Origin of the sequence: Halobacillus kuroshimensis DSM 18393 (assembly GCF_000425705.1) — a bacterium.
Classification (GTDB): Bacteria; Bacillota; Bacilli; order Bacillales; family Halobacillaceae; genus Halobacillus; species Halobacillus kuroshimensis.
In genome coordinates, this window is the sequence record NZ_AUDY01000008.1 from 141515 (window position 1) to 166690 (window position 25176).

General features: G+C 48.1%; 22 protein-coding genes. 20 read left to right on the plus strand and 2 right to left on the minus strand.

Annotation, left to right across the window (positions count from 1 at the left end):
- The first annotated feature begins 217 nt into the window (after positions 1-217).
- From H615_RS0102340 to H615_RS0102355, 4 genes are all read left to right on the plus strand, one after another.
- The gene (locus tag H615_RS0102340) at positions 218-2041 is read left to right on the plus strand and encodes a PTS mannitol transporter subunit IIBC (protein WP_027953650.1); all 1824 of its coding nucleotides are present in this window, start codon (positions 218-220) and stop codon (positions 2039-2041) included.
- Positions 2042-2336: 295 nt separating this feature from the next.
- Entirely contained in the window at positions 2337-4430 is a 2094-nt protein-coding gene (locus H615_RS0102345) for a BglG family transcription antiterminator (protein WP_027953651.1), read from the plus strand.
- A gap of 14 nt (positions 4431-4444) precedes the next feature.
- Complete coding sequence (locus H615_RS0102350; RefSeq protein ID WP_027953652.1) at positions 4445-4882, plus strand: PTS mannitol transporter subunit IIA; 438 nt, start codon at positions 4445-4447, stop codon at positions 4880-4882.
- Between the two features lies 1 nt (position 4883).
- Entirely contained in the window at positions 4884-6032 is a 1149-nt protein-coding gene (locus H615_RS0102355; protein WP_027953653.1) for a mannitol-1-phosphate 5-dehydrogenase, read from the plus strand.
- Between the two features lie 42 nt (positions 6033-6074).
- Here the strand turns inward: H615_RS0102355 and H615_RS0102360 are convergent, their stop codons facing one another.
- Entirely contained in the window at positions 6075-6818 is a 744-nt protein-coding gene (locus H615_RS0102360; RefSeq protein ID WP_027953654.1) for a hypothetical protein, read from the minus strand.
- A gap of 202 nt (positions 6819-7020) precedes the next feature.
- Between H615_RS0102360 and H615_RS0102365 the strand changes: the two genes are divergently transcribed.
- The 14 genes from H615_RS0102365 to H615_RS0102445 all read left to right on the plus strand — a co-directional run bounded on the left by H615_RS0102365 (position 7021) and on the right by H615_RS0102445 (position 22326).
- Positions 7021-8850: an IucA/IucC family protein gene (locus tag H615_RS0102365; protein WP_027953655.1), complete on the plus strand. Its 1830-nt coding sequence runs from the start codon at positions 7021-7023 to the stop codon at positions 8848-8850.
- Positions 8847-10820, plus strand: a complete 1974-nt coding sequence (locus H615_RS0102370; protein WP_027953656.1) for an IucA/IucC family protein — start codon at positions 8847-8849, stop codon at positions 10818-10820. Before H615_RS0102365 ends, H615_RS0102370 begins: the two co-directional genes overlap by 4 nt.
- A 3-nt stretch (positions 10821-10823) precedes the next feature.
- Complete coding sequence (locus tag H615_RS0102375; RefSeq protein WP_027953657.1) at positions 10824-11993, plus strand: type III PLP-dependent enzyme; 1170 nt, start codon at positions 10824-10826, stop codon at positions 11991-11993.
- 1230 nt (positions 11994-13223) lie between these two features.
- Entirely contained in the window at positions 13224-13499 is a 276-nt protein-coding gene (locus H615_RS0102395) for a hypothetical protein (RefSeq protein WP_027953660.1), read from the plus strand.
- A 359-nt stretch (positions 13500-13858) separates the two neighbouring features.
- A complete protein-coding gene (locus tag H615_RS0102400; protein ID WP_027953661.1) occupies positions 13859-14491 on the plus strand; it encodes a lysozyme family protein in 633 nt (210 codons plus the stop codon).
- Positions 14488-14733 (plus strand): hypothetical protein, encoded by a 246-nt coding sequence (locus H615_RS0102405; RefSeq protein WP_035531167.1) that lies wholly within the window; start codon positions 14488-14490, stop codon positions 14731-14733. Before H615_RS0102400 ends, H615_RS0102405 begins: the two co-directional genes overlap by 4 nt.
- Positions 14734-14826: 93 nt before the next feature.
- On the plus strand, positions 14827-15249 hold the full coding sequence (gene fosB, locus H615_RS0102410) for a metallothiol transferase FosB (RefSeq protein ID WP_027953663.1): 423 nt from the start codon (positions 14827-14829) through the stop codon (positions 15247-15249).
- Positions 15250-15263: 14 nt separating this feature from the next.
- Complete coding sequence (locus H615_RS0102415) at positions 15264-15998, plus strand: class I SAM-dependent DNA methyltransferase (RefSeq protein WP_027953664.1); 735 nt, start codon at positions 15264-15266, stop codon at positions 15996-15998.
- Between the two features lie 144 nt (positions 15999-16142).
- Entirely contained in the window at positions 16143-16796 is a 654-nt protein-coding gene (locus H615_RS20720; protein WP_051254560.1) for a YdbC family protein, read from the plus strand.
- A 58-nt stretch (positions 16797-16854) separates the two neighbouring features.
- A complete protein-coding gene (locus H615_RS0102425) occupies positions 16855-17181 on the plus strand; it encodes a VOC family protein (protein WP_342341472.1) in 327 nt (108 codons plus the stop codon).
- Positions 17178-17528 (plus strand): nuclear transport factor 2 family protein, encoded by a 351-nt coding sequence (locus H615_RS0102430; protein ID WP_027953666.1) that lies wholly within the window; start codon positions 17178-17180, stop codon positions 17526-17528. The genes H615_RS0102425 and H615_RS0102430 overlap by 4 nt, the downstream gene beginning before the upstream one ends.
- Positions 17529-17750: 222 nt before the next feature.
- On the plus strand, positions 17751-18467 hold the full coding sequence (locus tag H615_RS0102435; protein WP_027953667.1) for a phosphatase PAP2 family protein: 717 nt from the start codon (positions 17751-17753) through the stop codon (positions 18465-18467).
- A 102-nt stretch (positions 18468-18569) separates the two neighbouring features.
- On the plus strand, positions 18570-21959 hold the full coding sequence (locus H615_RS0102440) for an SCO7613 C-terminal domain-containing membrane protein (RefSeq protein ID WP_035531171.1): 3390 nt from the start codon (positions 18570-18572) through the stop codon (positions 21957-21959).
- Positions 21960-22008: 49 nt separating this feature from the next.
- Entirely contained in the window at positions 22009-22326 is a 318-nt protein-coding gene (locus H615_RS0102445; protein ID WP_027953669.1) for a hypothetical protein, read from the plus strand.
- 93 nt (positions 22327-22419) lie between these two features.
- On the opposite strand, the gene H615_RS0102450 is transcribed toward H615_RS0102445, so the two are convergent.
- Positions 22420-23586: an MDR family MFS transporter gene (locus tag H615_RS0102450; protein WP_027953670.1), complete on the minus strand. Its 1167-nt coding sequence runs from the start codon at positions 23584-23586 to the stop codon at positions 22420-22422.
- 115 nt (positions 23587-23701) lie between these two features.
- Here H615_RS0102450 and H615_RS0102455 point away from each other — a divergent pair, with 115 nt between their 5' ends.
- Complete coding sequence (locus H615_RS0102455; RefSeq protein WP_027953671.1) at positions 23702-24520, plus strand: helix-turn-helix transcriptional regulator; 819 nt, start codon at positions 23702-23704, stop codon at positions 24518-24520.
- 125 nt (positions 24521-24645) lie between these two features.
- Entirely contained in the window at positions 24646-25158 is a 513-nt protein-coding gene (locus H615_RS0102460) for an NADPH-dependent FMN reductase (protein ID WP_027953672.1), read from the plus strand.
- Positions 25159-25176 lie beyond the last annotated feature (18 nt).

Consider the following 25176-nt stretch of genomic DNA (forward strand, 5'->3'; position numbering starts at 1 on the left):
TAAACGTTCCCTGTGAGCAGAAACTCAAACAAAATCTGGGATCGAATTCCAGTTTTGATGATTGTGGAGGGCTTGTAAACCGCGCCATGACAGCTTTTTTAATCCTGTCATGACATCTGTGACAAACATGCGTTTAGATTGTCTTGAGATAAGAGTTGTAACCGCTTTATCATAAGGTTACAGAAGAAACACACGAAAGAGACGAGGAGGAAACATTATGAGTGAAAAGCAGCAAGCTGGTTTTCGTGCCCGGGTACAGAAGTTTGGCAGCTTTTTAAGTAGTATGATCATGCCGAACATCGGCGCATTTATTGCATGGGGACTTATTACCGCCTTATTTATACCAGATGGATGGTTTCCAAATGAAGATTTAGCCGAAATGGTCGGTCCGATGATTACCTATCTCCTTCCATTATTGATTGGTTTTACAGGTGGACGTCTTGTCCACGGTCTGCGAGGAGGAGTGGTTGGTGCGACAGCGACGATGGGGGTTATCGTTGGAGCAGACATTCCGATGTTCCTTGGAGCCATGGTGATTGGTCCATTCAGTGGCCTTGTCATCAAATATGTAGACAAACTGTTTGAAGGTAAAGTGAAATCCGGTTTTGAAATGTTGATCAACAACTTTACGGCCGGTATTGCCGCAGGTATTCTTGCTATCATTGGTTATTATGTGGTCGGACCGGTTATGGCTGGTCTGACGAATATTCTCGGAAGTGCTGTAGAGTTCCTGATCGGTGCCGGACTGCTTCCTCTGGTCAACGTCTTTATTGAACCAGCGAAGATTTTGTTCCTGAACAACGCCATCAACCACGGCATCCTGAGCCCGATTGCAGTGGATCAAACGCAGGATCTTGGAAAATCAATTCTTTTCCTGCTTGAGTCCAACCCAGGACCTGGACTTGGTGTCCTGTTAGCCTTTACGATCTTTGGAAAAGGGGTTTCCCGCCAGACAGCACCTGGTGCTGCAATCATTCATTTCTTCGGTGGGATTCATGAAATCTACTTCCCTTACATTCTATCCAAGCCGGCCCTGCTTCTAGCTGTTATTGCAGGTGGTGTATCAGGGACAGCAACCTTTGCCGCTCTTGGTGTCGGACTGACAGCTACACCGTCTCCGGGTAGTATTATCGCTATCGGGACATTGACAGCACGTGGAGATCTATTGGGAGTCATTGCAGGTGTATTGATTGCCGCCCTCGCTTCCTTCCTTGTCGCTTCCTTGATTCTGAAACTGAGCAAGAAAGAGGACGAAGATGATTTGAACCAGGCGACAGCTCAGATGGAGCAGATGAAAGGGAAGAAGAGTTCTGTTTCCAGTCAGTTGACCAAGGATGAAGGAACACAAGAAGCTTCTAAAGAGCAGGCTTCTTCTGGAAATACAGAAGAAGTTCCGTCTGTACGGGAAGGGGATATTGACCGTATCATCTTCGCCTGTGACGCCGGTATGGGGTCCAGTGCGATGGGAGCATCTCTTCTTAAAAATAAATTCAAGAAAGCAGGAATCAGCATCGATGTGACGAACATGGCGATCAATGACCTGCCATCTGATGTGGACATCGTCATCACGCACAAAGATTTGACAGAGCGTGCCATGCAGCGTGTACCAGGAGCCCATCACATTTCCGTGGACAACTTCCTGAACAGCCCGCGCTATGATGAGCTTGTCAATGAACTGCAGAACAATGAAGGACCTTCAGAAAATGAGCAGCCGGAAACGTCTGGAAACACAGAAGAAGTGCCAGCTGTAAATGAGAAGGAAATCGACCGGATTATCTTCGCCTGTGACGCCGGCATGGGATCCAGTGCGATGGGAGCATCTCTCCTTAAGAACAAATTCAAAAAGGCAGGCATTCATATTGATGTGACGAACATGGCCATCAATGACCTGCCGTCCGATGTGGACATTGTCATCACGCACAAAGATTTGACGGAGCGTGCGATGCAGCGTGTACCAGGAGCCCATCATATTTCCGTGGACAACTTCCTGAACAGCCCGCGCTATGATGAATTGGTCAATGAATTGAAAGAAGACGAATAAGCACAAAAAAAGGAAGCCCGGGCGGCTTCCTTTTTTTGTTTGATCAAAATATATTATATCTCGTGCCTTCACGTGATAAGACCATTTCCGTCCTACCGCAAGCATTCACAGTTATGCGGCACGCGCCTGATCCAACCGTCGGAGTTCTGTTGGAGGATGTTTTCTTTTTTAATTTTGTCACAGCCATCGTGACGATAGTGGGTTTACTTTCTGTTGAAAACCCTTACGAACCGGGCTAAGATGGAAATATAGAAAATAAACTAATTAAATGTTGTCAACGAGGGAGGTGAGGCAGATGTATGTGACAGCCCGCGAAAGAAAGATTTTAGAGCAGCTTTTTTCGAGGGAAGAGACCGTGACGATCAAACAGGTGGCTGAGGATCTCGGTATAAGCACGAGAACCGTCCACCGTGACTTGAAGGGAATTGAAAGTGTTCTTGAGGAGTACGGGCTCCATTTATCCAAACAATCCGGAGGCTGGCTGACTCTGGAGGGCCCCTTTGAAAACCGCCGACAGTTCAAACGGGAGCTTCACCAGCAGGAAACGGTGGATTATACGCCGGAAGAACGCCAGGTGCTTATTTTATCGAAGCTGTTGGAATCGCGTGAGCCCGTGAAATTGTCCGCTTTAGCTGCGGATTTAGGAGTAACGTCAGCGACCGCCAGCAATGATCTTGATAAAGTGGAAATCCATTTGGAGAGTTTTGATCTTACGCTTGTCCGCAGGCGTGGGTACGGTGTGGAAGTCAACGGAGCTGAATCGGGTATCCGTAAGGCGATCAGTTCGCTGATCATGAAACACTTGAATGAACTGGATTTGTTCTCGATTCTTCAGCAGAATATGCAGGCGGAGAAAAAGCCTGTTTCCTCCATTTCCGGTCAGGTGCTTGAATTTGTTCAGCCGGACAAGCTGACGCTTATTGAAACCCATGTTGATCAATTGAGGGACAAACTGCATTATCCACTCGCAGACAGTGCCTATATTGCTCTGGTCATCCATCTTGGGCTTGCGATCGAACGGATTCAATACGGGGAAATCATTCTTATGGAAGAAGAACAGCTGGATAAGCTCCGGCACTCCAAGGAGTTTGAATTTGCCAGGGAGCTGACACGGATGCTGGCGGATGCGTTTCAACTGGACATCCCGGAAGCGGAGACAGGTTTCATTACGATGCACTTGATGGGAGCCAAAGCGCGTTATGACCGTCATTCGGTACTTGAAGATTCAAGTATGAGCGTAGCGTTCAAGACGAAACAGCTGATCACAGAAGTTACGAAACGGACAGGCATCCATTTTCAACAGTCCGACCGCCTGCTCCACGATTTGGTGGCCCACCTGAAGCCGAGTTTATACAGGCTTCAGCACCAGATGGGGATTGAGAACACGTTTACCGATCAGATGATGGTGGATTACCCGGAGCTTTTCGTCCATATCGAAGAAAGTCTTGCTGAAGTTTTTCCTGATCTTTACTTTCCGAAAGAAGAAGTGGCCTTTGTTGTCATGCATTTCGCCTCCGCTCTCTTAAAGCTGGAAGGCAGAAGGGGACTGGATATCCTTGTTGTCTGCTCAAGCGGAATCGGGACAGCTAAGATTCTGGCCGCCAAGCTTCAAAAACGGTTCCATGAGATAGAAACCGTAGAGCACCGTTCTCTTTTTGAGCTGAAGGATATGGTGAAGGAAAATTATGATGTGATCGTTTCTACGATTGAACTCCCGGATATAGAAGACTATGTCAGGGTGAGCCCGGTCCTGCCGCAGAAGGATGTTCATAAGCTGGAGCACACCATCCGGCGTGTCCAGGTGTTTCAGCATTTGAAAGAAGCGAAAAAGGATCCGAAACCCTCGTTGACCCGGGTGGACTTCCGGCAGGTGAAAGACAGGCTGAAAAGCTGGAGGAGCTTTGCTGATGTTATTGATCATCTGCTGAACAGGCTCCGTGTTCTGGAGGCAGATGGTTATGATATACCCAGTGTGTTGACAGCGATGACGGATCGCCTGGCTGCAGACGGTGTCATTCCAAACGGTCCTGCTGTTCTGGAAGCCTTGCTGGAACGGGAGCAGAAAGGCGGGCTCGCCATCCCTGGTACATCCCTTGCGTTGTACCATACACGCAGTGAGGCGGTGAAAGAGCCATCCTTTACAGTTCACTTCACTCATGAGCCGGTGAAGGCTGTCGATATGGGTGGGGAACACGCTGACGTACACACCATTCTGCTTATGCTCGCACCGGCGGATATGAGCAGGGAGGGTCTCGAATCACTGAGTTACTTGAGTTCGCTGATTGTTGAGGAGGAAGAATGTGTGGCTGTTCTGGAATCCAGAGAGGAAGACACCATCGTCAATTACCTCAGCACAAAGCTTTATGAATATTTACAAACTAAACAATAAGAGGAGAATGAATCATGTCTAACAACATTTTGACAAAAGAAAACATTGAACTGAACCAAACCCTGGCGACGAAAGAAGAAGCGATCCGTTATGTAGGCGGTATTTTAAATGGTCAAGGGTATGTAGAGGAGTCCTATATTGATGAAATGCTGAAACGTGAAGAGCTGACTTCCACATACATGGGTAACTTTGTAGCGATCCCTCATGGTACAGAAGGTGCAAAAAAAGCGGTACTTGAAACAGGGATCAGTGTTGTGACGGTACCAGAAGGTGTGGATTTCGGAGGCGGAAACATCGTGAAGCTGTTGATCGGTATTGCTGGTAAAGGCGATGAGCATCTTGAAATTCTTTCTCAAATTGCGATTGTATGTTCGGAAGAAGAAAACGTACAAAAGTTAATTGAAGCGGAAAGCAAGGAAGAAGTCATTCAAATGTTCAGCGAGGTGGAATAACATGAAGGCCGTTCATTTTGGAGCAGGAAATATCGGCAGAGGGTTTATCGGGGCTCTGCTGGACCAGTCAGGATTCGAAACGATTTTCGTCGATGTCAATGAAACGCTGATCAATCAGTTGAATGAACGCCGGAGTTACACGGTGGAGCTTGCCGGCTCAGCTGAATCCCTGGAAGTCCATCACGTTTCCGGTTTGAACAGTATCCAGCAGGAAGCGGCCGTTATTGAAGCGATTGCTGAAGCGGATCTGATTACGACAGCGGTCGGCCCCCACATTCTCTCTGTCATCTCAGGCCTCTTAGCTAAAGGCTTGAAGCAGCGCAGCCAGAACAACGGTGGTTCTGTGAATGTGATCGCCTGTGAGAACATGATTGGTGGTAGTGAATCATTAAAAGCCTCCGTTCTAGAGCATCTTGAGGGCGATGAAGCGGACGCTGTGCTTGCAGAAACAGGTTTCCCGAACGCAGCGGTCGACCGTATTGTTCCTGACCAGTTTAACGAAGATCCGCTGGCCGTCAAGGTAGAACCTTACTATGAGTGGGTTGTGGAAACACCGGCAATTAAAGGAGAGCGCCCGGCTGTCGAAGGGATTACCTATGTCAGTGATCTAACGCCGTATATTGAGCGGAAATTGTTTACCGTGAACACGGGGCATGCGGTTCCTGCTTATCTCGGCTATTATTATGGTCATAAAACGATTATGGAAGCGATGAATGATCCAAAAGTGAAGGATGTTCTTCGTGGTACGCTTGCTGAAACAGGGGCCGTTCTTGTAGAGAAGTACGGCTTTAACAAAGAAACACATCAAGCGTATGCTGATAAAATCATCGAGCGCTTTGAAAACCCGGATCTATCTGATGAAGTGACCCGCGTCGGTCGTGCCCCGAAAAGGAAGCTTGGACCGAAAGACCGTCTGATTCGTCCAGCCTTCGAGTATGCTGAACGTATGAACGAAGAGCCGTCCCACCTGGCAGAAGTTATTGCTGCCGCCCTCTTGTATGATTATAAGGAGGATCCGGAAGCAGCTGAAATCCAGGAAGAATTGAAAAACGAAGGACTTCAATCCACGTTGGCCCGCGTTTCAGGTCTGGACGCCGGTCATCCGCTCGTCCAGCTCGTAGAACAGAAATACAATCAAATGAAAGCATAAAAACAACCCCCGTCCAGTGCGTAAGCCTGGCGGGGGTTTTCCTTATATCCGGTCCCTGCGCTCCTTATCGGATATGAGCGGGCAGGTCGGACAGCATTTGCTTTTATCCGCATCATGGAGCATATATTTCATGCAGCAGTGCCGGCGGACATAAGTTTGTTTTCCCTCTTCAGAGGTGTACCAACGGAATTTGAAGTAGAGCGGATTGCGCTCATTTTCATGGAATAGCTCGTTTGATGTGAACCAGCGGAATACTTTTTCCAGCTGATCCGGATCCACCCCTTCTTTTTCAAGCGCACACATGCGCTGATGCAGGTTGTGGGAAACGATGGAACGCATATGGGCAGCCTTGCATTTGGAGACGTGGGCGGCTGTCTGGAACAACGGCTGGAGATGATGTACGATGAACGTACGAATCTGTGCTTTTACATATTCCTCGGATACATCTTCGACTTTATGGGCGCAACCTTCCGCAAGGATGTAATTCATGACGTTCTTTTCTTTCTGTTGAATCCCATAATGCTCCGGGTGTCCATCAAACAAAATGCCATGACGGACGATGGATTCAAACAGACCCATCGTAAGAACCGAGTACATTTTTCCAAATAACAGCCCGGCAACAGACAGATTCGGGGCTGCAAGATTGTCCGCCTGGGCGGTCAACAGACGTTCAAGGTTTTCTTTGTTTTCAATCAGGTCTGTGACGTTGTGTGAGACATGTCCGGCATGCGGGCTCCCGATGTAGATGCGATGGTTTTTTTGAATGTTTTGGAATGCAGTCTTCATAAATATGACTCCTACATGTGATTTTATAGTGATAATCATTATCAAGTATAAAATATTTTCTGTCTTTGGACAACAGGTAGAGCATAACCAGAGGGGGAAGAAGAGTATTCTAACGTTACAGGCAGTATGGGGAGATTATTCCCTATTGTTTGAGGGAATAGACCCCGGTACATAAAATGAACCCCGGCAAGAGGTGACAGAAATGAAAGAAATAAGTAAACTTCAGCATCAAGAAAAAGCGTCATTGTCTGTGCTCCATCAGCTTCTTCAAGCCATCATACGTGAGCATGTTTTTGCTTATGAATGGAAGAATGGGGACAGAGAAATCCACTTGAAATCCAAAAGAGGAATGATCCATGTAATCGTGGAAAAAACATACATGCTCGGACAAATAGATATCAGCCGTGTCTTTCATATAGACGATAATGGGGTAGAGACTGTGGTCACAACGCCGGAACAGCTGCTGGATTTCCTGTATGCCCCTGATGAAAAAGAGTCCGTCCAGCGGTTTTATGATGAAATGGTCAATAGTGCTTCAAACTATGCCCTGGCCCTTGAGGCGGCATCCATCAGGAAAACGACCGCCGTTAAAGAAGCCCGCAGACGGGGAGCGGAAACGATGCTGTCCTATGTGGAACATAAAAAACGTGAGAATGCTTCTTTCAGTCCACTCGTCTATTTTGAACAGTGGGTCATTCAGGGACATACAATCCATCCCGGATCACGCACGCGAATGGGTTTGAGTACGGAAGACATCCGCACTTTTGCGCCGGAATGGGCGGGGAATCCAGGTGTCATTCCGGCAGCGGTACATAAAGACGTCGTGCGACAGACGACGATGGGGGCGGAAACAGCTTCATCCATTTTATTCAAAGAATATAAAGGGCTGGAGCATGCTTTTGAAGCGGCCTGTAGACAGAAGGAAGTCAACAAGGAGGACTATGAACTTCTTCCTGTCCATCCCTGGCAGTGGGAGCATACGATAAAACCGGACTATAAGGAAGAACTGGACAGCGGTCTGGTATTTCCGGTCCCGGCGTACACCCTTCCAATGACAGCCTTGATTTCTTTTCGTACCCTTGCTCCCGAAGGAAGCGTCACCCGCCATCATATAAAAACGGCTGTGAACGTACAAATGACGAGTGCAGTCAGGACCGTGTCCGCCGCTTCAACAAAGAACGGTCCTGCCTTATCCCGTCTTTTTGAAACCCTGTTAAGTCAGGACCCTGATTTGGCCGGGCGTCTGTCTGCGATGAAGGAATCCGCCGGTCTACACTACGAACCCAAAGGTCCGTTATCTGCTGACGTCAGACATGAAAAGCAGAAGAATCTGGCAGCCATTCTACGTGAAAATCCGGAACAGGATCTGAATGAAGACGAAGTCGCTGTCCCGGCGGCTGCTCTTGTAGCTGACTCCCCAATCAGCGGTCGGTTAATTGCCCGGGAAATGATGGAGTCGATGGAACATTCAACGGCAGCATCTTTTATCAAAGCCTATGCGGAGGCCGTCCTCCCGCCGATTCTGACGCTTTTGACGAAGTATGGTATTGGAATGGAAGCCCATCTGCAGAATTGTGTGGTTGTATTTTCAAAGGGACGGCCTGAGCGTATCATTTTGAGAGATTATGGCGGCATCCGGATGATGAGCGGGCGGCTCGAACGCTTTTTTGATCAGCTGCCGATTGATCCGGCTACGAACCTGCTGACCGAGCAGCCGGAGGATCTTTTGCATGTCTTTTCTCATGCGCTGCTTCATAATCACTTCGGCGAAATCATTACGGCTCTCGCAAGATCCCTTGGCTGTGGAGAGGATGAGATGTGGGAGGAAGTCCGAAAGGTTATTCATGATCAATATGAAGAGTTGAAGAAGCTTCCTTCCATTCAACGAGAGGCGGAAGAAGACGAGAGGGCCTTATGTTCCGGCCCGTCTAAGATGAAAGCCCTCGTTCAAATGAGACTCACAGATCAATATACAGACTATCGTTATGTGGATGCTCCCAATCCACTGACAAAGGAGGTGACGAAGAAATGATTCCTACAGATCTTCACACGATGCCCCGACCGATTTTTGAAGAGGAGAAGTGTCTGGAGTTCCTGACCACTTCGTATCCGGAACTCGTATCCTATTTCCATAAACATAGAGATAACGGGAGAAAGGGAATTCTGCATAAACTGGCCGATTCGATCCTTCGCGAGAACATTCAGGGGATGTATCAAACCGCTCGGAAGGTTGAAGTGGAGCGTGGGACGCTGCTGGCAGATGGAATCCCCGTCTCCGAAGAGCCTCTGTATAAGGGGCTGAAAAACCAGCCTCTCGAAGAAGGCAGGGACTATCTGTTCATCTGCCGGGGGGATTATGGTGTCTTATTTCCGATCCGCCGGGTATCTGCCTTCCAAATGATTGAAACGGCGGAGGGAATCCTGTTTGTCTCCAGCGAAGGCTGCCGGCGTGTGGAATCAGCGGCTGACCTTCTTCATCTATTATTTTCCGTGGAGGATTTTCCGAACCTATTCCCATTTACACGGGAACTGAATAATGGAACGGCGAATTTAACAATGGCACTTGCTTTTGATGAGGTATGGAAGGATGGAGTGAAGAAGGAAGCCCATAATCTTGGAGCGGATACACTGTTTTCTTATCTGGCCTCTAAAAGAGGGTCCGGATTTTCGCCAGGATTGTTTTTCGAACAACTTGTCGTCGAGGGGCATCATTTACACCCGGGAGCTAAGACGAAACTCGGTCTTTCCTATCCAGATGTGTTCCGGTTTTCACCTGAATTTCATCAGCCGTTTACCATCCGGTTTGCGGCTGTGAGGCGGAGTGCGCTTGTTATGACAGAGACCGGCCTGGAGGAGTACTTTACGGATCAGGCAACGGCTGCCCGACGGGAGCTTGCAGATAAAGGGTATGAAGCGGGGGAGTATGAGGTGGTCCCTGTCCATCCGTGGCAGATGGAAAACGCTCTTCCCGTTATTTATGAAAATGAGATAAAAAGCGGGGTGGTTGTTCTATTGGATCAGCCATACTTGGATGCGGAAGCTACCTCATCGTTTCGAACTGTGGCCCCGAGAGGGAATGAACCGGTCATGAAATTGGCGGTCAACAGCCAGATGACATCCACGATCCGGTCGATTTCGATGCAGACGGCTATGAATTCCACTGTCTTTTCCCGTCTGATTCAGGACATCTACGAGAAAGAATCAGATATGAAGAGCTTCGTTCCTCTGATGGAGCTTTCCGGTGCGGCCTTCAAATCGGACGACCGCCTTAAAAGCAGGAATTTAACAATGCTGCTGCGGGAAGACATCGATCATCATTTGGAGGATGAAGAATGGGCGGTGGCTGGAATGGCCCTCTATGCCGAATCTCCGATCAGCGGCCGGACCGTTTTGAGAGATATAATCGAAGAACTGAGCCGCTGTGAAAACCTTACGATAGCAGAAGCATCGGAATCCTTTTTCAAGTCCTATGTTGAGAAGGTTCTTCCTGGTTATTTGAAGCTGATGGTGAAATACGGCATCGCCCTGGAGGGGCATTTGCAGAACAGTATTCCCGTCTTCAAAAACGGCCGTCTTTCCCGTTTCTTCTTTCGTGACTGGGGCGGATCGCGCATTTATACAGACCGTCTCCGCAGCCGCGGTCATACCCCGGCGTTCGCCGCTGATTCTGTCAGTGTGACGAACAACTTGTCCGACATGCACCATAAGCTGTATTACACGGTCTTCCAAAATCACCTCGGGGAAATCATCCGCCAGCTGAGTGAGTGGACAAATGCCGGAGAGACGTGGTTCTGGGACGTGGTGAAACAGCAGTGTGAACAGATACTGGACGAGCTGGCAGTTGATGAAGCATCGGACAAGGCTGTGAAGGAAGACCGTGATTTCCTCTATCAGCCTGTGGTCATGCACAAATCGTTGACAAAAATGCGTCTTACGAACAGTCAGGGGTATGGGTACAATGAAGTGCCGAATCCGTTAGGGCGTCAGGTTGTGGAGGAATAAGGAATGGATATCGAGAAGATCATAAATGAAAAGCATCAAGGAAAAGATCCCGTCTGTGCGTATGTCTATGACCTACAGCAGCTGAAAAGCCATGCGGAATCACTGAAGTCGAGCCTGCCGGATTTTTGTGAATTGTATTATGCTGTAAAAGCAAACCCGGACCCTAATGTTTTAGCGGCGCTTACTCCTATCGTAGATGGTTTTGACACGGCATCAGAGGAGGAGATGAATAAAGCAGGGGGAGAACGGCCGCTTCTTTTCGGTGCGCCTGCTAAGAAAGACAGGGAAATCGCAGCCGCTGTAGAAAAAGGGATTCGGTACATCAATGTGGAGAGCCTTCACGATCTATACCGGATCAATGAAGCGGCTGGGAAATCTGGAAAAGTCATGCCTGTCCTGCTGCGCGTCAACCTTCGGAAGGATGTGCCGGAAAGTCATCATATGATGTCTGGAACACCCACCCAGTTCGGTATTGATGAATATCAGATGCCGGATATTCTGAAGGCTGCGGCCGGACTGGATCATGTTGATGTGAAAGGTTTCCATTTTCACGCCATGTCCAACAACCTCGATGCGGAAAAGCACGTAGCTTTTACCGGTCTCTGCATCCAGAAGGCTAAGGACTGGGCCGGCGCGTTCCACCTGGATCTGGAAACCGTCGATGTCGGGGGAGGCATCGGTATCAATTACTGGGACCCGGACACACCTTTTGACTGGATGACGTTCGTTGAAGGAATTCAAAAATTGGAGAAAGAAGCCGGGGACATGACAGTGATTTTGGAACTGGGACGCTATATGACAGCCGGATGTGGTTATTATGTAACAGAGGTTCTGGATGTGAAGGAAAACCATGAGCAAGCCTTTGCCCTTGTGCGCGGCGGCTCCCACCACCTTCGTCTGCCGGCGGCGTGGAAAATGAGTCAACCGTTCCAGGTCATTCCTGTAGATAGGTGGGAGAAAAACTGGCCGCGTCCGGGTGTTGTAAATCAGGATGTAACAATTACTGGAGAACTATGTACGCCGAATGACGTGCTCGTCCGCGGGGAGAAGGTGGATAAGCTTCGTGCCGGAGATCTTGTTGTTTTTGAATATGCCGGAGCTTATGCCTGGACGATTTCACACCATGACTTTTTAAGTCATCCTAAACCTCAGATGATCTATTTGGATGAGTGATAGAAGCCTCCCGCAAAAGGAGGCTTTAAGGCTGTCGAGAAAGCTTTCGACAGCTTTTTTTAGTTTTGACACTTTTAAAGCTTGTTGTTGATATACGAAGAATGCGAACGATCATTCTATTATGATAATTTTAGATTTTCTACTTTCACGATGTAATCATTGAATTTTTGCCCCGAATTGGATATATACCTTGTAACTGAGTCTTCCAGTAAAGGGCAGATTTGCGGAAGGCTTGAATTCGAGATATTAGGCAGTTTGAAACTCAATTGGGATGGTATCGTATATGTAATAAGAGTTTTTTATAATAGGAGGGGGGATTATGAAAGGCAGGAGGAATACTATCTTAAATATTTTAGGGATTATCCTTTGTTTTGCTATATTTGCTGTCAGCATTTTGTATGTTGAGCAGTACGTCTTGCTTACTTTATCAGGGATATTAGGATTTATTGGAGTAAGTTTCTTTGTATATCTTATCGTAACAAGTAACTTAAAAAGTGATGTGTAGTAATATTTCTTTTTTATACAACGGTTTTCATTTAAAGTCTTATACTAAAATGTCTTGAAAACAATTCTTTCTGTATCGGTGGCGTTTGCGATATAAGCATTCGCTCAATACATAGTTAAGAACCGGATAGGTGCTTAAAGAAGAGTACTTCGGGAGAGGTGGGGGAAGTTGAGAGCTTTAATAAGTTCAATATTAGCCTTTCTAGTAGTCTGGACAGGCTTTGGATTGTTTTTCAATGACTTTGATGAAGGCATACTTATCTTCACTATTGCTGGGATTATTACAGGTTATAACATTGGGAAGAAGAAGAAAAAATAATAATTGGAGTGCAAAGTATGTCATCGATGAAAAGGAAAGCACGAATATCACAATCAACCTCTATTACCCTATTAATAATTGCCCTACTATTAACTATTAATGGGTTGAGAGAGAGTGCTTATTTTGCGATAACTATGATAATTGCGTTGGGAGTTACTTTATATTGGGCAATCATAGAACACAAAATTAAAAAACAAGATAGAAATAAAAGTGAGTGATACAGATACACCAAAGATGATAAATTAATTTTAAATTCAAGAATTCAACTATCGGAGGCTTATCTGCAGTAAAGATGAGTCTCTTTTTAGTGAGAAAGGATTGAGGTCCTTACTCCCATTTGAAATAATTGGAATTATGTAAAGGCTGAATTTATTAATGAACACACTACCATTGATTAAGGAGGTACTATGAAGAAAATATTATTAGCAATATCAGTAATTGTTAACCTGATTTACTTAATTAACGTACTTGTTGGTATCGGAATCAGACTGTCTAATGTAATGAATGTTATCTTGGGATTGATATTTGTAGTAAGTATTTTGGGCGCAATATATTTCTTAGTACGATCAAAACAAGATTCGGGCTATCACCCTTATCTGTCACTTGCTGTGCTTACATTAAGTATAGCTTCCTTGGGATGGTTTGCTTTTATAAATTATTTATCTTTAATAATGGGAGGGTAGGTTTCGTATAATGTCTACATCTCGAAATCGAGTCTTTGGGTAACGGGGGCTTAAGTTGAATAAGTCAAATATAAAAAAGGAACTTTCATAAAATCGGAAGTTCCTTTTTGTAGTAATATCAACAGTAAACTTTAACAATGCCTTCGTTTTAAAGTTAGAGAACATTCCGCTGGTCCGGATGGCTGTGTAGGCCATATGTGGCGGAGGCAGACATCCACCAATAAGCAAGAGTAGCCCCGGAGAAGGCCAGGACTTTTACAATATTTAAAAGCTATTCTGTGGACGGTTTCATGAGCATTTATTCTATCAATCTATTCATCTTATTGTATGATGAAGAGAGAAGAAAAGGAGGAAAGGCAATGGCATCCAGTAAACGAAACACATCCGGTCCGTGGAGACCTTTTCTTTTTCTCCTTTTAGCGGCTGGTCTTGTTTACCTCATCGTACAGGAAGCTGGCGGTGGTGGAGTGATGAGCAGTATCGTTGAGGAACAGACGGACCCGCTATCAAACAATGTCCGGCAGTATGAAGAGGAAGTGGAGAAATACGCAGCCGAAGAGGGGATTGCAGACCAGACGGATGTGCTGCTGGCCCTTATGATGCAGGAATCCGGCGGCCGAGGGGATGACCCGATGCAGGCGTCTGAGTCCTATTGCGGGGAAGTCGGGTGTATAGAAGATCCGGAAGTATCCATCAGGCAGGGTGTGTCCTACTTTGCCACAACGTTGGAAAAGGCAGATGGCGATGTCAAGCTTGCCCTGCAGGCCTACAACTTCGGGGCCGGTTTTATCGATTATGTCATGAACCGTGGCGGCGAATATACACAGGAACTGGCCATTTCTTTTTCAGCAGAAAAATATGAAGAGTTGAAGGGTACGGGGGAATACAGCTGTATCCGGGAAGAAGCTGAGCAGTATGATGCCTGTTACGGGGATATCTATTATGTAGATGCTGTACTCGATTATTATGAAGAAGAAGGGGGCGTATCATGAGGGCTTTTAGAGCGGTTACCTATGATGTCTGTCCGCACGAATCGTTATTTGAAGCCATGAACAGCTATGTAATTGAAAAGGAAGAGGATATAGAAGCCGCTGCAGCCAAAGCGGCCGCGCAGGATGTGGCTCCTGTTGTCCACGTATACCAAACGCCGGTGGAGGATGAATCAGCTCCCCTGTTTTATAAAGAATACACCTTTGACGCCTACACATGCCGCTGCGGAGAACCCCGGGAATGAAAACTCATTCCGGGGTTTTTGTGTGGAAGAAGATTGAAAACCTTCAATTATTTTGAAATAATAAATAAAGATTCATAGAAAGGGTGACGATTGGTGAGGGCAGTTGGATTAAACCATCTTCTTTATTCAGTCTCAGACCTGGAGCGCTCCATCCATTTTTATCAGGACATTTTTGGCGCTCGTCTGCTTGCGAAGGGGAAAACGACCGCTTACTTTGATCTTGCAGGGATATGGCTGGCCCTTAACGAAGAAAAGAATATACCGAGGCCTGAGCAGGCGTCCTACACGCATACCGCTTTTTCCATAGAGGAAAACGAACTCCCATCAATGGTCTTGAAGCTGGAGGACCGGGGTGTAAACATTTTAAGCGGCAGGGAACGGGAGGACGGCGATCGGTCATCGGTCTATTTTACAGATCCTGATGGGCATAAATTCGAGTTTCATACCGGGACATTGGCGGACAGGATGGATCATTACAAAAAGACGAAGCCGCATATGGAATTTTATGATGACTGATCAGGAGGGGCAGGATGGGATACAAAGGTTCATCTATTTATGACAAAAATGAATTTTTTGATGCTTTTTTACACCGGCGCAACCGGCGTGATAGTCCGAATAATGCGATGGAAAAGCCGGCTTTTCTAAACATGATGGGAAAGGTTCATGACCAGCGGGTGCTGGACCTCGGCTGTGGGGATGGCTCCTTTGGGTTGGACCTTTGCAGGGCCGGCTGCCGGATCTATGAGGGAGTAGAAGGATCAGCAAACATGCTTAAGGCCGCACAGGAAAACCTGAAAACCGCCCGTGCCCGTCTTCACCATACAATGGTGGAAGATTTTAGAATGGAACCGGAATCCTATGATCTGATTACTTCAAGGATGGTGCTCCATTATATAGAAGAGGTGTCCGTAGTCTTCCGAAGCGTCTATCAAGGCCTGAAGCCCGGCGGCCGCTTTGTATTCAGTGTGCAGCATCCGCTACTGACATCGACTACAGCGCCGTCTGATCAGCCTGGAGGGCGTACGAACTGGGTGGTGGATGATTATTTTCATAGAGGAGAGCGGAAGGAACATTGGATCGATCATGAGGTCATCAAATATCACCGTCCCGTAGAAGTGTATGTTCAAGAGCTTCTGCAGGCGGGGTTCCGGATAACGGGACTGAAAGAAGGTTGTCCTTCTCCGGATGCATATAAAACGAAAGAGGAATATGAGCGGCGCATGAGAATTCCGCTGTTTTTGATTCTGGGTGGTGAAAAAAGGTGAAGTTCGTCTTACAAGTGATAGCTGTGTTGTCTCATGACGCGATCATCCTTCCTAAAGCGAAATTCTTGAAGAACGTTCCTTAACAAGAAAAGATTTTTTGTCGGATGCCGGCTGGGTACATGTGCATGGATAAGGAGAATCTGCATGCTGATCAAATTAATGAAATGTAAAGTGAGTCCTGAAAAGAAAGAGGCTTTTTCAGAAGCGCAGGCTTCATGGAGTCTCCTCAGAGAAATTCCGGGGTTTTTAGGGCAGGCCGGCGGCTGGAGTAAAAAACATCCCGACCGCGCCTTTATTATCGCCTTCTGGGAGGACCGTCACTTTTATGATGCTTTTATGAAGGACAGCCACGATGAGGTGCTTCATCAATCCGGACAGGAACGAACTTATGAAAGGCTGGACGTCCAACTGTATGAATCACTGTACAACATCACAGGCACCTCCCCCGCAGACGTTTTGGAGAAGGCTGCCTTCCTTCGTCTGGCTTTCACGCAGGTGAAAAAAGACAAACTCGACAGCTTTCTTACCATACAGGAAAACGTTTGGAATCCAGGGATGGCTGCTTCACCCGGCATGACAGGCGGATTTTTTGCGGGACATACGGAAAGTAAGTCCTGTTACCTCATTTTATCGAGCTGGGCCGAAGAGGTGTATCACAGGCAGTATCAATCGGATGTGTTTCCGAAGCTGTTGACAAACGCCAAGCCTGGAAACCTCGTGGTGACACTTACAGGAGATGGATGTGTGCTTGAAGAGAACTGGCGGGTAACCCCTGTTTTAATGGGGCGGCATTCATGAATGGAGGAGGAGAGGGCTTCCAGACAGGAAAGGAAAGATCGTAGGGTTCGAACTGAGCATCCCGCAGCCCGAAACAGCGGCCTCGTTTTATAAAGATGTGTTCGGATGGGACGTTGGGGATCCTTCCCATGGGTATGCACCGGTTTCCACTGAAAAGGAGAACGGCATCTATGGCGGCATTTCCAAAGGCGGTGCTGACTTTCCACATCGCGTCCGTATCCATATGGAAGTCTATTCCATTGATGAAACGCTTGCAGAAGCTGAGAAAAGTGGGGCGCTTGTAGTAAAGGGGAAAATGGAATCGGAGGATTTTTCCCTCGCCTATCTCGTTGATCCGACTGGGATCGGATTTGGACTTATCGAACGAAAGGAGCGTTCCTCATGAATCTGCATGACCATTTGTATCAACAGGAAACGGAACTGTTAACGCTGGAGGTGAGGTCTTCCAAAGAAGAGCTCGACCGGCGGCTTGCTGATGACTTCCAGGAAATATCCAGTACAGGGGCAGTCTTCGGAAAAGAACACGTGATGGAACGTCTGCCGCAGGAAGAGGACCGCGGTCTGACATGTGAGCAGTTTCAAGTACAGCAGCTCGCCGAAGATGCTGCACTGACCACCTTCCTGCTTCATATCAAAGAGACAGGGAAAACGTCATGGCGGAGCTCAATTTGGAAAAAGTACGGAGAAACGTGGAAGATGGTTCATCACCAGGGGACCCCGACTCCGAAATGAACGCACGCACAGGACTGGTTCCTGTGCTTTTTTGTGCGGTTATCTATGAAAATAAGGTTTGATCAATAATTTTCTGGAGATGTCAATTCATTTATGAATCTATCAACGAAATGGCACATCTATCAACGAACAGGCTGATCCAGGCATTTTCAGCGGTTTGCAAAGAGTGTGGAGAGGGGTAAGAGAAGAGTAGTTGACCTTGGGTGAAAGGAGATCATCATTATGCTATTCCGTGGTATTCATCCTTCCGAGCCCTCCAAAGCCTCTGTCGTTACAGTCATCATCGGCTTCTTTTTGATGGGTACGGCGTTTTACGGCTTTATTGAGCTGGCGGAAGATGTGATGGAAGACGAAAAATTTGCGGTCGATCAGGCCGTGTCGAATATAACAGCATCGCTGTCCTCCTCTGGACTTGATCAGTTCATGGGAACGGTGACGGAGCTTGGGTCTGTCTGGTGGATCACGGCCGCTTCTGCTGTGACGCTGATTTATCTCGCTTTCTTTTCTAAAACGAGCCGGTGGCTGTGGGTGTTCTTCCTCGTCAATATGATCGGCATCAGTGCGTTAACAAAAGGGTTAAAGCTGCTGTTTGAGCGGCAACGGCCGGAAGTGCTGGAGCAGTACGACGGTGTGGGCTACAGTTTTCCGAGTGGTCATTCGTCAGGAGCGATGGCGTTTTACGGGTTTTTGATTTATATGATCGTGATCAGTCCCCTTCGCAAAAAATGGAAATGGACGATCAATGTTCTTTTATCAGCGTTAATCGTTCTTATTGCTGTAAGCCGGACGTTTATCGGGGTGCACTATTTCACCGATATCGCAGCAGGTCTCGCGCTTGGTCTCGGCTGGCTGCTGATTTGTATAGCCTCTCTGGAAATGATGATGTGGCGCCGGCGCAAAAACCATCAAGCCTCTGAAAAACAAACGATGTCGTCATGACGGAAACGTCCGGCTCTTCAACAGAAGGGCCGGACGTTTTTTTATTCACGACCCAAATATTGCCAACCGAGTGTTACAATGGATGGGATAGGAGGGAGAGCGATGGGGAAATATGCCGATCAGCTTAAAGATGAATACTTCCACGAGAGGCTGAATCGATTACGAAGCGAAGGCTACATCGATGAAGAGACCTATACTTATATAAAAACACAGGATCAACACTATAAGGAAGCCGTGGCCGCAAGGATCGAGCGGCAGCAGATTTCCGAACCGGCTGAAAAAGAAAGGCCGAAGCCGGCTGAACCGGTAAAGAAGATGAAAAAACAAAAGTCTCCCGAAGAGGTGAGAGAACGGAACATTACGTGGTCCTTGATCCTCGGAGTAGCCCTCCTGCTTATGACGGGGGTGATTCTTGCAACGAGTCAATGGGACCAGATGGGACCAGGAGCAAAGCTCTCAGCCATCATTGGAGTATCTCTCTTCTTCTTTGCGCTCAGTTACGGGACGAAAAGGGTGCTTGGAATTGAAAAGACGGCTTTTGCCTTTTTGACACTCGGCAGTTTATTGATCCCGGTCGCAATACTGGCCGCCGGTTATTTTGAACTGTTTGGCAGCTATTTTTCGTTGGACGGAGAAGGGCGCTACATCCTGGGCGTGTCAGGGACACTGATTCCACTGCCTTTGTATATCCGCCATGCCATAGTTTACCGCTCGCGGCTGTATGTATGGATATCGCTGGTTTTCATGAGCATGACCACGGCATTTGCGGCCGGGGCGCTGCCTGTCGGTACAGATGGGTTTTATCTCATCGTTATGGCCTACAACGCTGCTCTGCTTGGAGGATATATCCGTTTTAGAAAACAAAAGCGCTGGCAGCTGTTTACGAAAGAACTACCATTATATACCCAGCTGCATCTTGTCTTATCGACTCTGTTCATGCTCTTCTTTTTTGAAGAGGAGGTCTTTTACAGCTTTAACCTGCTGCTTACAGCGGCCATGTATATGGCGATGGTATTTATTTACGGGACGAAGGAATATCAATTCGTCTTTTCCGCAATGCTCGCCTATGCTGTCTATCAGCTTGTCGAACACTCGCCGCTGCAGCACATCGAAGAGGTGTTATTTCCCGCGGCAGGTCTGCTTTATTTAGGTTTTGCCTATGCCGTGAAGCAGCAGGGCTTTGTCAAAAAGATGTTCCACTATACGAGTGGTGTCGTTTCTATTTGTGCTTTTATCTATATTACGTTCCAAAGTCTGCAGCTCCGGGCTGAACAGGATTCCTGGCTGCTTCTGGCTGCGTATCTGATCATCATGATCAACTATCTGCTGCTTGCTGTCGTTTCAGGACGCGCCATTTTTAAGTATATGGCCCCGGTTTTTTATATGATCAGTGCCGCACAGATCTGGTCACTGATTGGCATTGGACCGATGTATTTGTTTGTCTATACTGCCGCTGCACTTCTCTGCCTGTACCCGGGTCTTTGGGGAGAAGGCCGCTGGATGAAGCCGGTCAAGTTCAGCAGCTTTTACATAAGTCTGCTGGCAATGGCTGCTTGTATTACGCTGGCTTGGACGATGGAGGCCTATGGGCATCTATCGCTTCAGTTTCTCGTGAGCTCAGCGCTCGCAGTGGCTGTCTACAAAAAGGGAGCTGAACAGGACTGGCGATGGACAGCCCAGTGGTTTCATCCCGCAGCCCTCTTGATTTCCATGATTCTCATCTACCAGCCGATGACAGACCGGCTTCCGGCGTATGGAGATGGTTTTGGATATTCGTTTCATTTGGCCTGTTCCGGGCTGCTCCTGTTAGCGGGGGCAGGCGGTTGGCGGCTCTTAAAGGAAAAACCAATGGAGATAAAGACTTTTTACATCGGGCAGGGCACCTATATCGCAGCCATGGCACTGCTGCTTGTCGATCCGCTCGTGGATCAGATATTTGTCCGTCCCCTGTTATTGTTCATCGGTTTATTCGTCACGTACGGTCTGACGGTCTATGGATCCAAAGCATCCCTTTGGATATTTCCGGCCTTAACGACAGCGGGTTTTTATTTGTCGCTCATCAAACCCCTGCCGCTTCCCGGATTTGACGGAGCGCTCGTATACAGTCTGTTTGCACCGGTATTGCTGCTTGTCCTTGCAGAAAAAGGGAAAGCACTCGGGCTTCGTCCGTCCTTTTACTTGCTGGCTCATGGTATGCTTCCGGTCATCATCGGGTTGATGTGGCTGACGACGCTTGGAACAGAGGGCGTTCATCCCCTGTTTTTCCTTGTACCTCTTGGTGTGTACAGCTGGAGCTCCTGGCGGGAAGAACGAGAGATTGGCCGGCGGTTGATGCTTTATGCCGCTGCCTTCCTTGTATATGTTTTGATTTACACGCTTTCAGAGCAGTGGGGTCTTTGGACGCTGATCCCGGGCGAATATGCGTTTATGATCACCACGGTTATTCTCGGGTTCGTCTGGACCTTTTTGTCTCAGCCTTGGAAAAAACGCCTGGACTGGTTTTTGATTCCATTTTCCATTCTTGGTCTTGGGCTGATCATGAGCCGGAGCGGCCTTATGGCTTCCTGGGAAATTGCACCTATGTGCGCATACGTCATCATCACGCTTGTGTTGATTCATCTCCGCCGCTGGTGGTATGTCCTGTTCCTGCCGCTGCTTCTCACGCTGTTGATGTGGGAGAACATCGGACAGATTTGGGGCAGGGACGTATTGATTCCGGTTCTTGCAGCTGCAGCTGTGCTCGTGTACGGTGCAGGTGGGTACCTGTTCCGTTCCCTCGTCCCTTCCAGACAGAAAGTCGATGCCTATGCGTTCACCGCCCTGCTTTATATCGGTTTTCTTACGATCTATACGGCAGCCTACGGGAACGCATGGGTGGAAGTCCTGCCGCTGCTTCTCACAGGCTCATGGATGATGGTATCCGCTTCAAGATGGAACCGTCCCTTGTTTGATAAGGTGTCCTGTACGATCGGGAGCGGCTGTTTTTACATTGCTTATCTTTGGATCCTTGTTGACTATGAGGCCTACGTTCCAGATCTATTGGAAGCTGAACTGTATACCCTGCCGCTGCTGTTCGTCTTTTATCTGTTACGAAAACGAACGTGGCACGAGTACAGGGGGGTCATGAGTCACGTGCAGTCCGCGCTCCTTCTTTTCATTGCGGCCTACCTTGTGAGCGATGCGATCATCAGTCATACGCTCTGGGATGGGTGGATCATCGGCAGTTTGTCTGTAGTGTCCATGGTGACGGGGATGCAGTTTAAGATTAAATCGTACTTTTTTACAGGAATGAGTGTGCTCATTTTTAATGTCATCTACCAGACGAAGCCATACTGGGGCCGGGCGCCGTGGTGGGTGTACCTGTTGACGGCAGGACTGTTATTGATCGGGACGGCCAGCTACAACGAATGGCAGAAGCAGCAGTCCGGCAAAGGAAAACCTGTGGAACGGAAACTTAAAAAATTGTGGCTTTCCCTTAAACAATGGGATTAGCACGCTTTTAGGCTTCTGTCATAGGATGGGGAGAAAAAGGAGGGTCTCGATGATGAATCATCCGTCTCATATGTCTCCCCGAACCGGAGCACAGCAGCAGGGAGCGAAGGATTTCTGCCATCAGCACCTTTATCAAATGATCCAGATCGAAAATCATGATGGTTCCGTTCATGCCGGCATTCTGCACAGCTTCGACGACGAACAGCTGTATTTGCTCAAGCCTGCCGGTCAGCAGCAGGTGCCGCAGAGCCAGGGCAGTGCTGACAGCCGTTTGTTCTTCCCGTTTTTCGGTCCTTTCGGTTTATTCGGCTTTCCGTTCTGGGGCATCCGCCGTTTTGGTCCCTTTTATCCTTACTACTGGTATTGAACGGGGCCGGCTTGTTTACGTATATCATTTAACCCGTCCCGGGATAAGAGGAGAGGACGGGTTTTTGTGTGAGTGATTCTGGATGCACATCCATCATCCAGCCACTCTCTCTGGTTCATCCCTTGAATAGGTGGCCAGGCGGTTTGTCTGTATGAATCCGCCGATGATCAGGAGGATCCCAAGCGTGGAAAACAACCACCCTCCACCGAAAAAGGAAAGGAAGAGGCCGCCTGTGAACGGACCAGCGGACCGGGAGAAATCCCAGTGCAGGCCGAACAAGGCGAAATATCTTCCTTTATGAGCCTGCGGGGCAATCGCGCTGATGAACGTCTGCATCGGATTGAGCACCAGAACAGCCCCAATACACAACAACAGCTGTGATACAATAAGTCCAACGAAATGAGAGGAAAACGCAAAACCAAATGCAGCCGCTGTATAAAACAGCCATCCGGTCTGTATGACCCGGGTCCGCGGCCATTTTTCCGCCCAATGGGCAAGCAGGACTTCAAAGCAGATGAAGAAGAGCGTGCCGGTCATCTGCAGGACCGAAAATGACCAGAGGTAATGTTCCGTGTTCTCTTTCAAGTAAACCGGCCAGTTGGTTTCCATCTGGGCATGAAACAGACTGATCGGCAGCATGCTGCAGGCAAGGAAGGCTGGTTTTTTATAGGGGACAGGCTTCCGCTCTGAAGCTCCTGTAAGGACACCGGTCCATGACTCCGGCAGCCACAGCCAGACGATCAAGGCATAGATGAAGGTGAGCACAGCCATCAGAGCGAACAATAACGGTGGATGCCAGCTAAAAAGCACCGCTCCAACAGCAGGTCCGGCCAGGGCGCCGATATTCGAACCTGTCTCCAGCAGCGCAAACGTCCGTGTTTGTTTTTCTAAAGGAACCGTTTCTGATATCTGCGCCCTGGCCGCAGGGATGTAGACAAACCGTCCAAGTCCATTCAAGAAAGCACAGGCGGCGAACGTCCAAACATCGGCAGCCACGATAAATCCAACCATCGCCGTTATTTGAAAAAACAGGGAGCCTAATAGAACTGGTCGTCGTCCGAAGCGGTCGATCCACCTGCCAAAAAGCAGTGTGAAAAGAATTTCCGTGAAGGGCTGGATCCCAATGATCAAAGCAGCCAGTCCCAGGTTTTCATCGAATCGGTCATACATATACAAGGTTAAAAACGGAAGTAAAAGGATGGATATAAAGGATATGAGCGCATGACCGCCGGCTTGAATCATTATCGTCCGCTTTACCATCGTCAAGTCCCCTTTCCTTATGAAGTAAACCTATTGTATTGGAAAGAAGGAAGGGTGGACGAGGCGGTTCTTGCGGTTATATAAGCAAATCTTGCTCAAAAAAGGAAGATGCAGCATGGAAATGAGGCTCGATCTCGAGCATACCGGAGTTTTACTATTCGATTTACAGCAGGGGGAGGCGGATGAAGCTCACCCTCACGACCATTACCAGATCAGTATTCCGATGTCCCGGAGCATCGCAGTCCGCCATAACGGTACGCATCTGCATCTGGATGCGGAAAAAGCACTGATTGTGCCTCCTGGTGATGTCCATCAGCATGAAGCTTCCGGGGGAAAAGGGATGATCATGCTGATCAGCTTTAACGAGACTGTTGTCCAGAAGGTCCTGGAGGGGCGGCTTGGACAAGGTGCCTCCCCCGTAGATTTTTCAGCACTCCAGACCGTTCCCGCTGCAGTCGTGAAGGAAGCAGAAAAACAGATACAGACAGCTGCTTTTCGAGGAATCGATCAGGTACTGTCCAACGAGGAAGCTTTTACAGAAACCATCCTCACTCATATAGAGGGCTCTCACACAAACTTATGGCAGCAGGCAGCAGCCGATCATCTTCACAGTCCAGAAGGCATTGCTGCCCAGGTACAGGCCTTTGTAAATGAACATTTCAGGGAGGATCTGACGCTGGATGTGGTCGCCTTTCAAATGAATTTGAGCAAATACCATCTGCACCGGGTGTTCGTGAAACAGACGGGACGGACGCCAAGAGCGTACATTCATGAGATCCGGCTGGAGGAAGCGGCAAGACAGCTGATGAATCCAGGACGTGATATTACGACAACGGCCTTTGATGTGGGGTATCAGTCCCTCAGTACGTTTTCCAGGGCCTTTAAAGCCCGTTTTGGTGTAACGGCAAAGGTGTATGCCGATCAACATCGGTGAAGGGGAGCTGTTCTTTTTCAATGGCGAACGAACGTTTTCCGTCCAAAGTTGTAGAAAAAGTTCCGTCATTTCCCGGAGTCCGATTTTTCCTTTCAGAGATAAGATAAGAGCAAGGAGGAATCGAAATGAACATAACAGTGATCAGTGGAACACCAAGAAAGCAGGGACGGACAAGGCAGGCAGCCACAAAGGTGGCGGAGAAGCTTCAAGCTTCGCTGATTGATTTGAGTGAAGAGCAGCTGCCTTTATTTGATGGTACAAAACAGCAGGAGCATCACCCGGCTGTCATGAAATTCAAAAAAACCGCAGCGGAAACGGACGCGTTTGTCTGGGTATCGCCGGAATATCATAACGGGATGAGCGGAGCCTTGAAAAATGCACTCGAATTTCTGGATGGTTCGCATTTCAAAGGGAAACCAACCCTTCTGTTTTCTGTGTGTGGCGGAGGAAAAGGCGGTATAAATGCGGTCAACCAGATGAGGACGATCGGCCGGGGCCTGTATGCCATGATACTTCCGCAGCAGATGGTCTTCGACCCGGAGGATTTCGATGCGGAGAGCGGATTAAAGAAAGGAACGGAGGACCGGCTGGACAGCGTCCTTGCTGAGTTTCACCAATACCTTCCCGTAACAAACTGATGGAAACGGAGGAAAAGG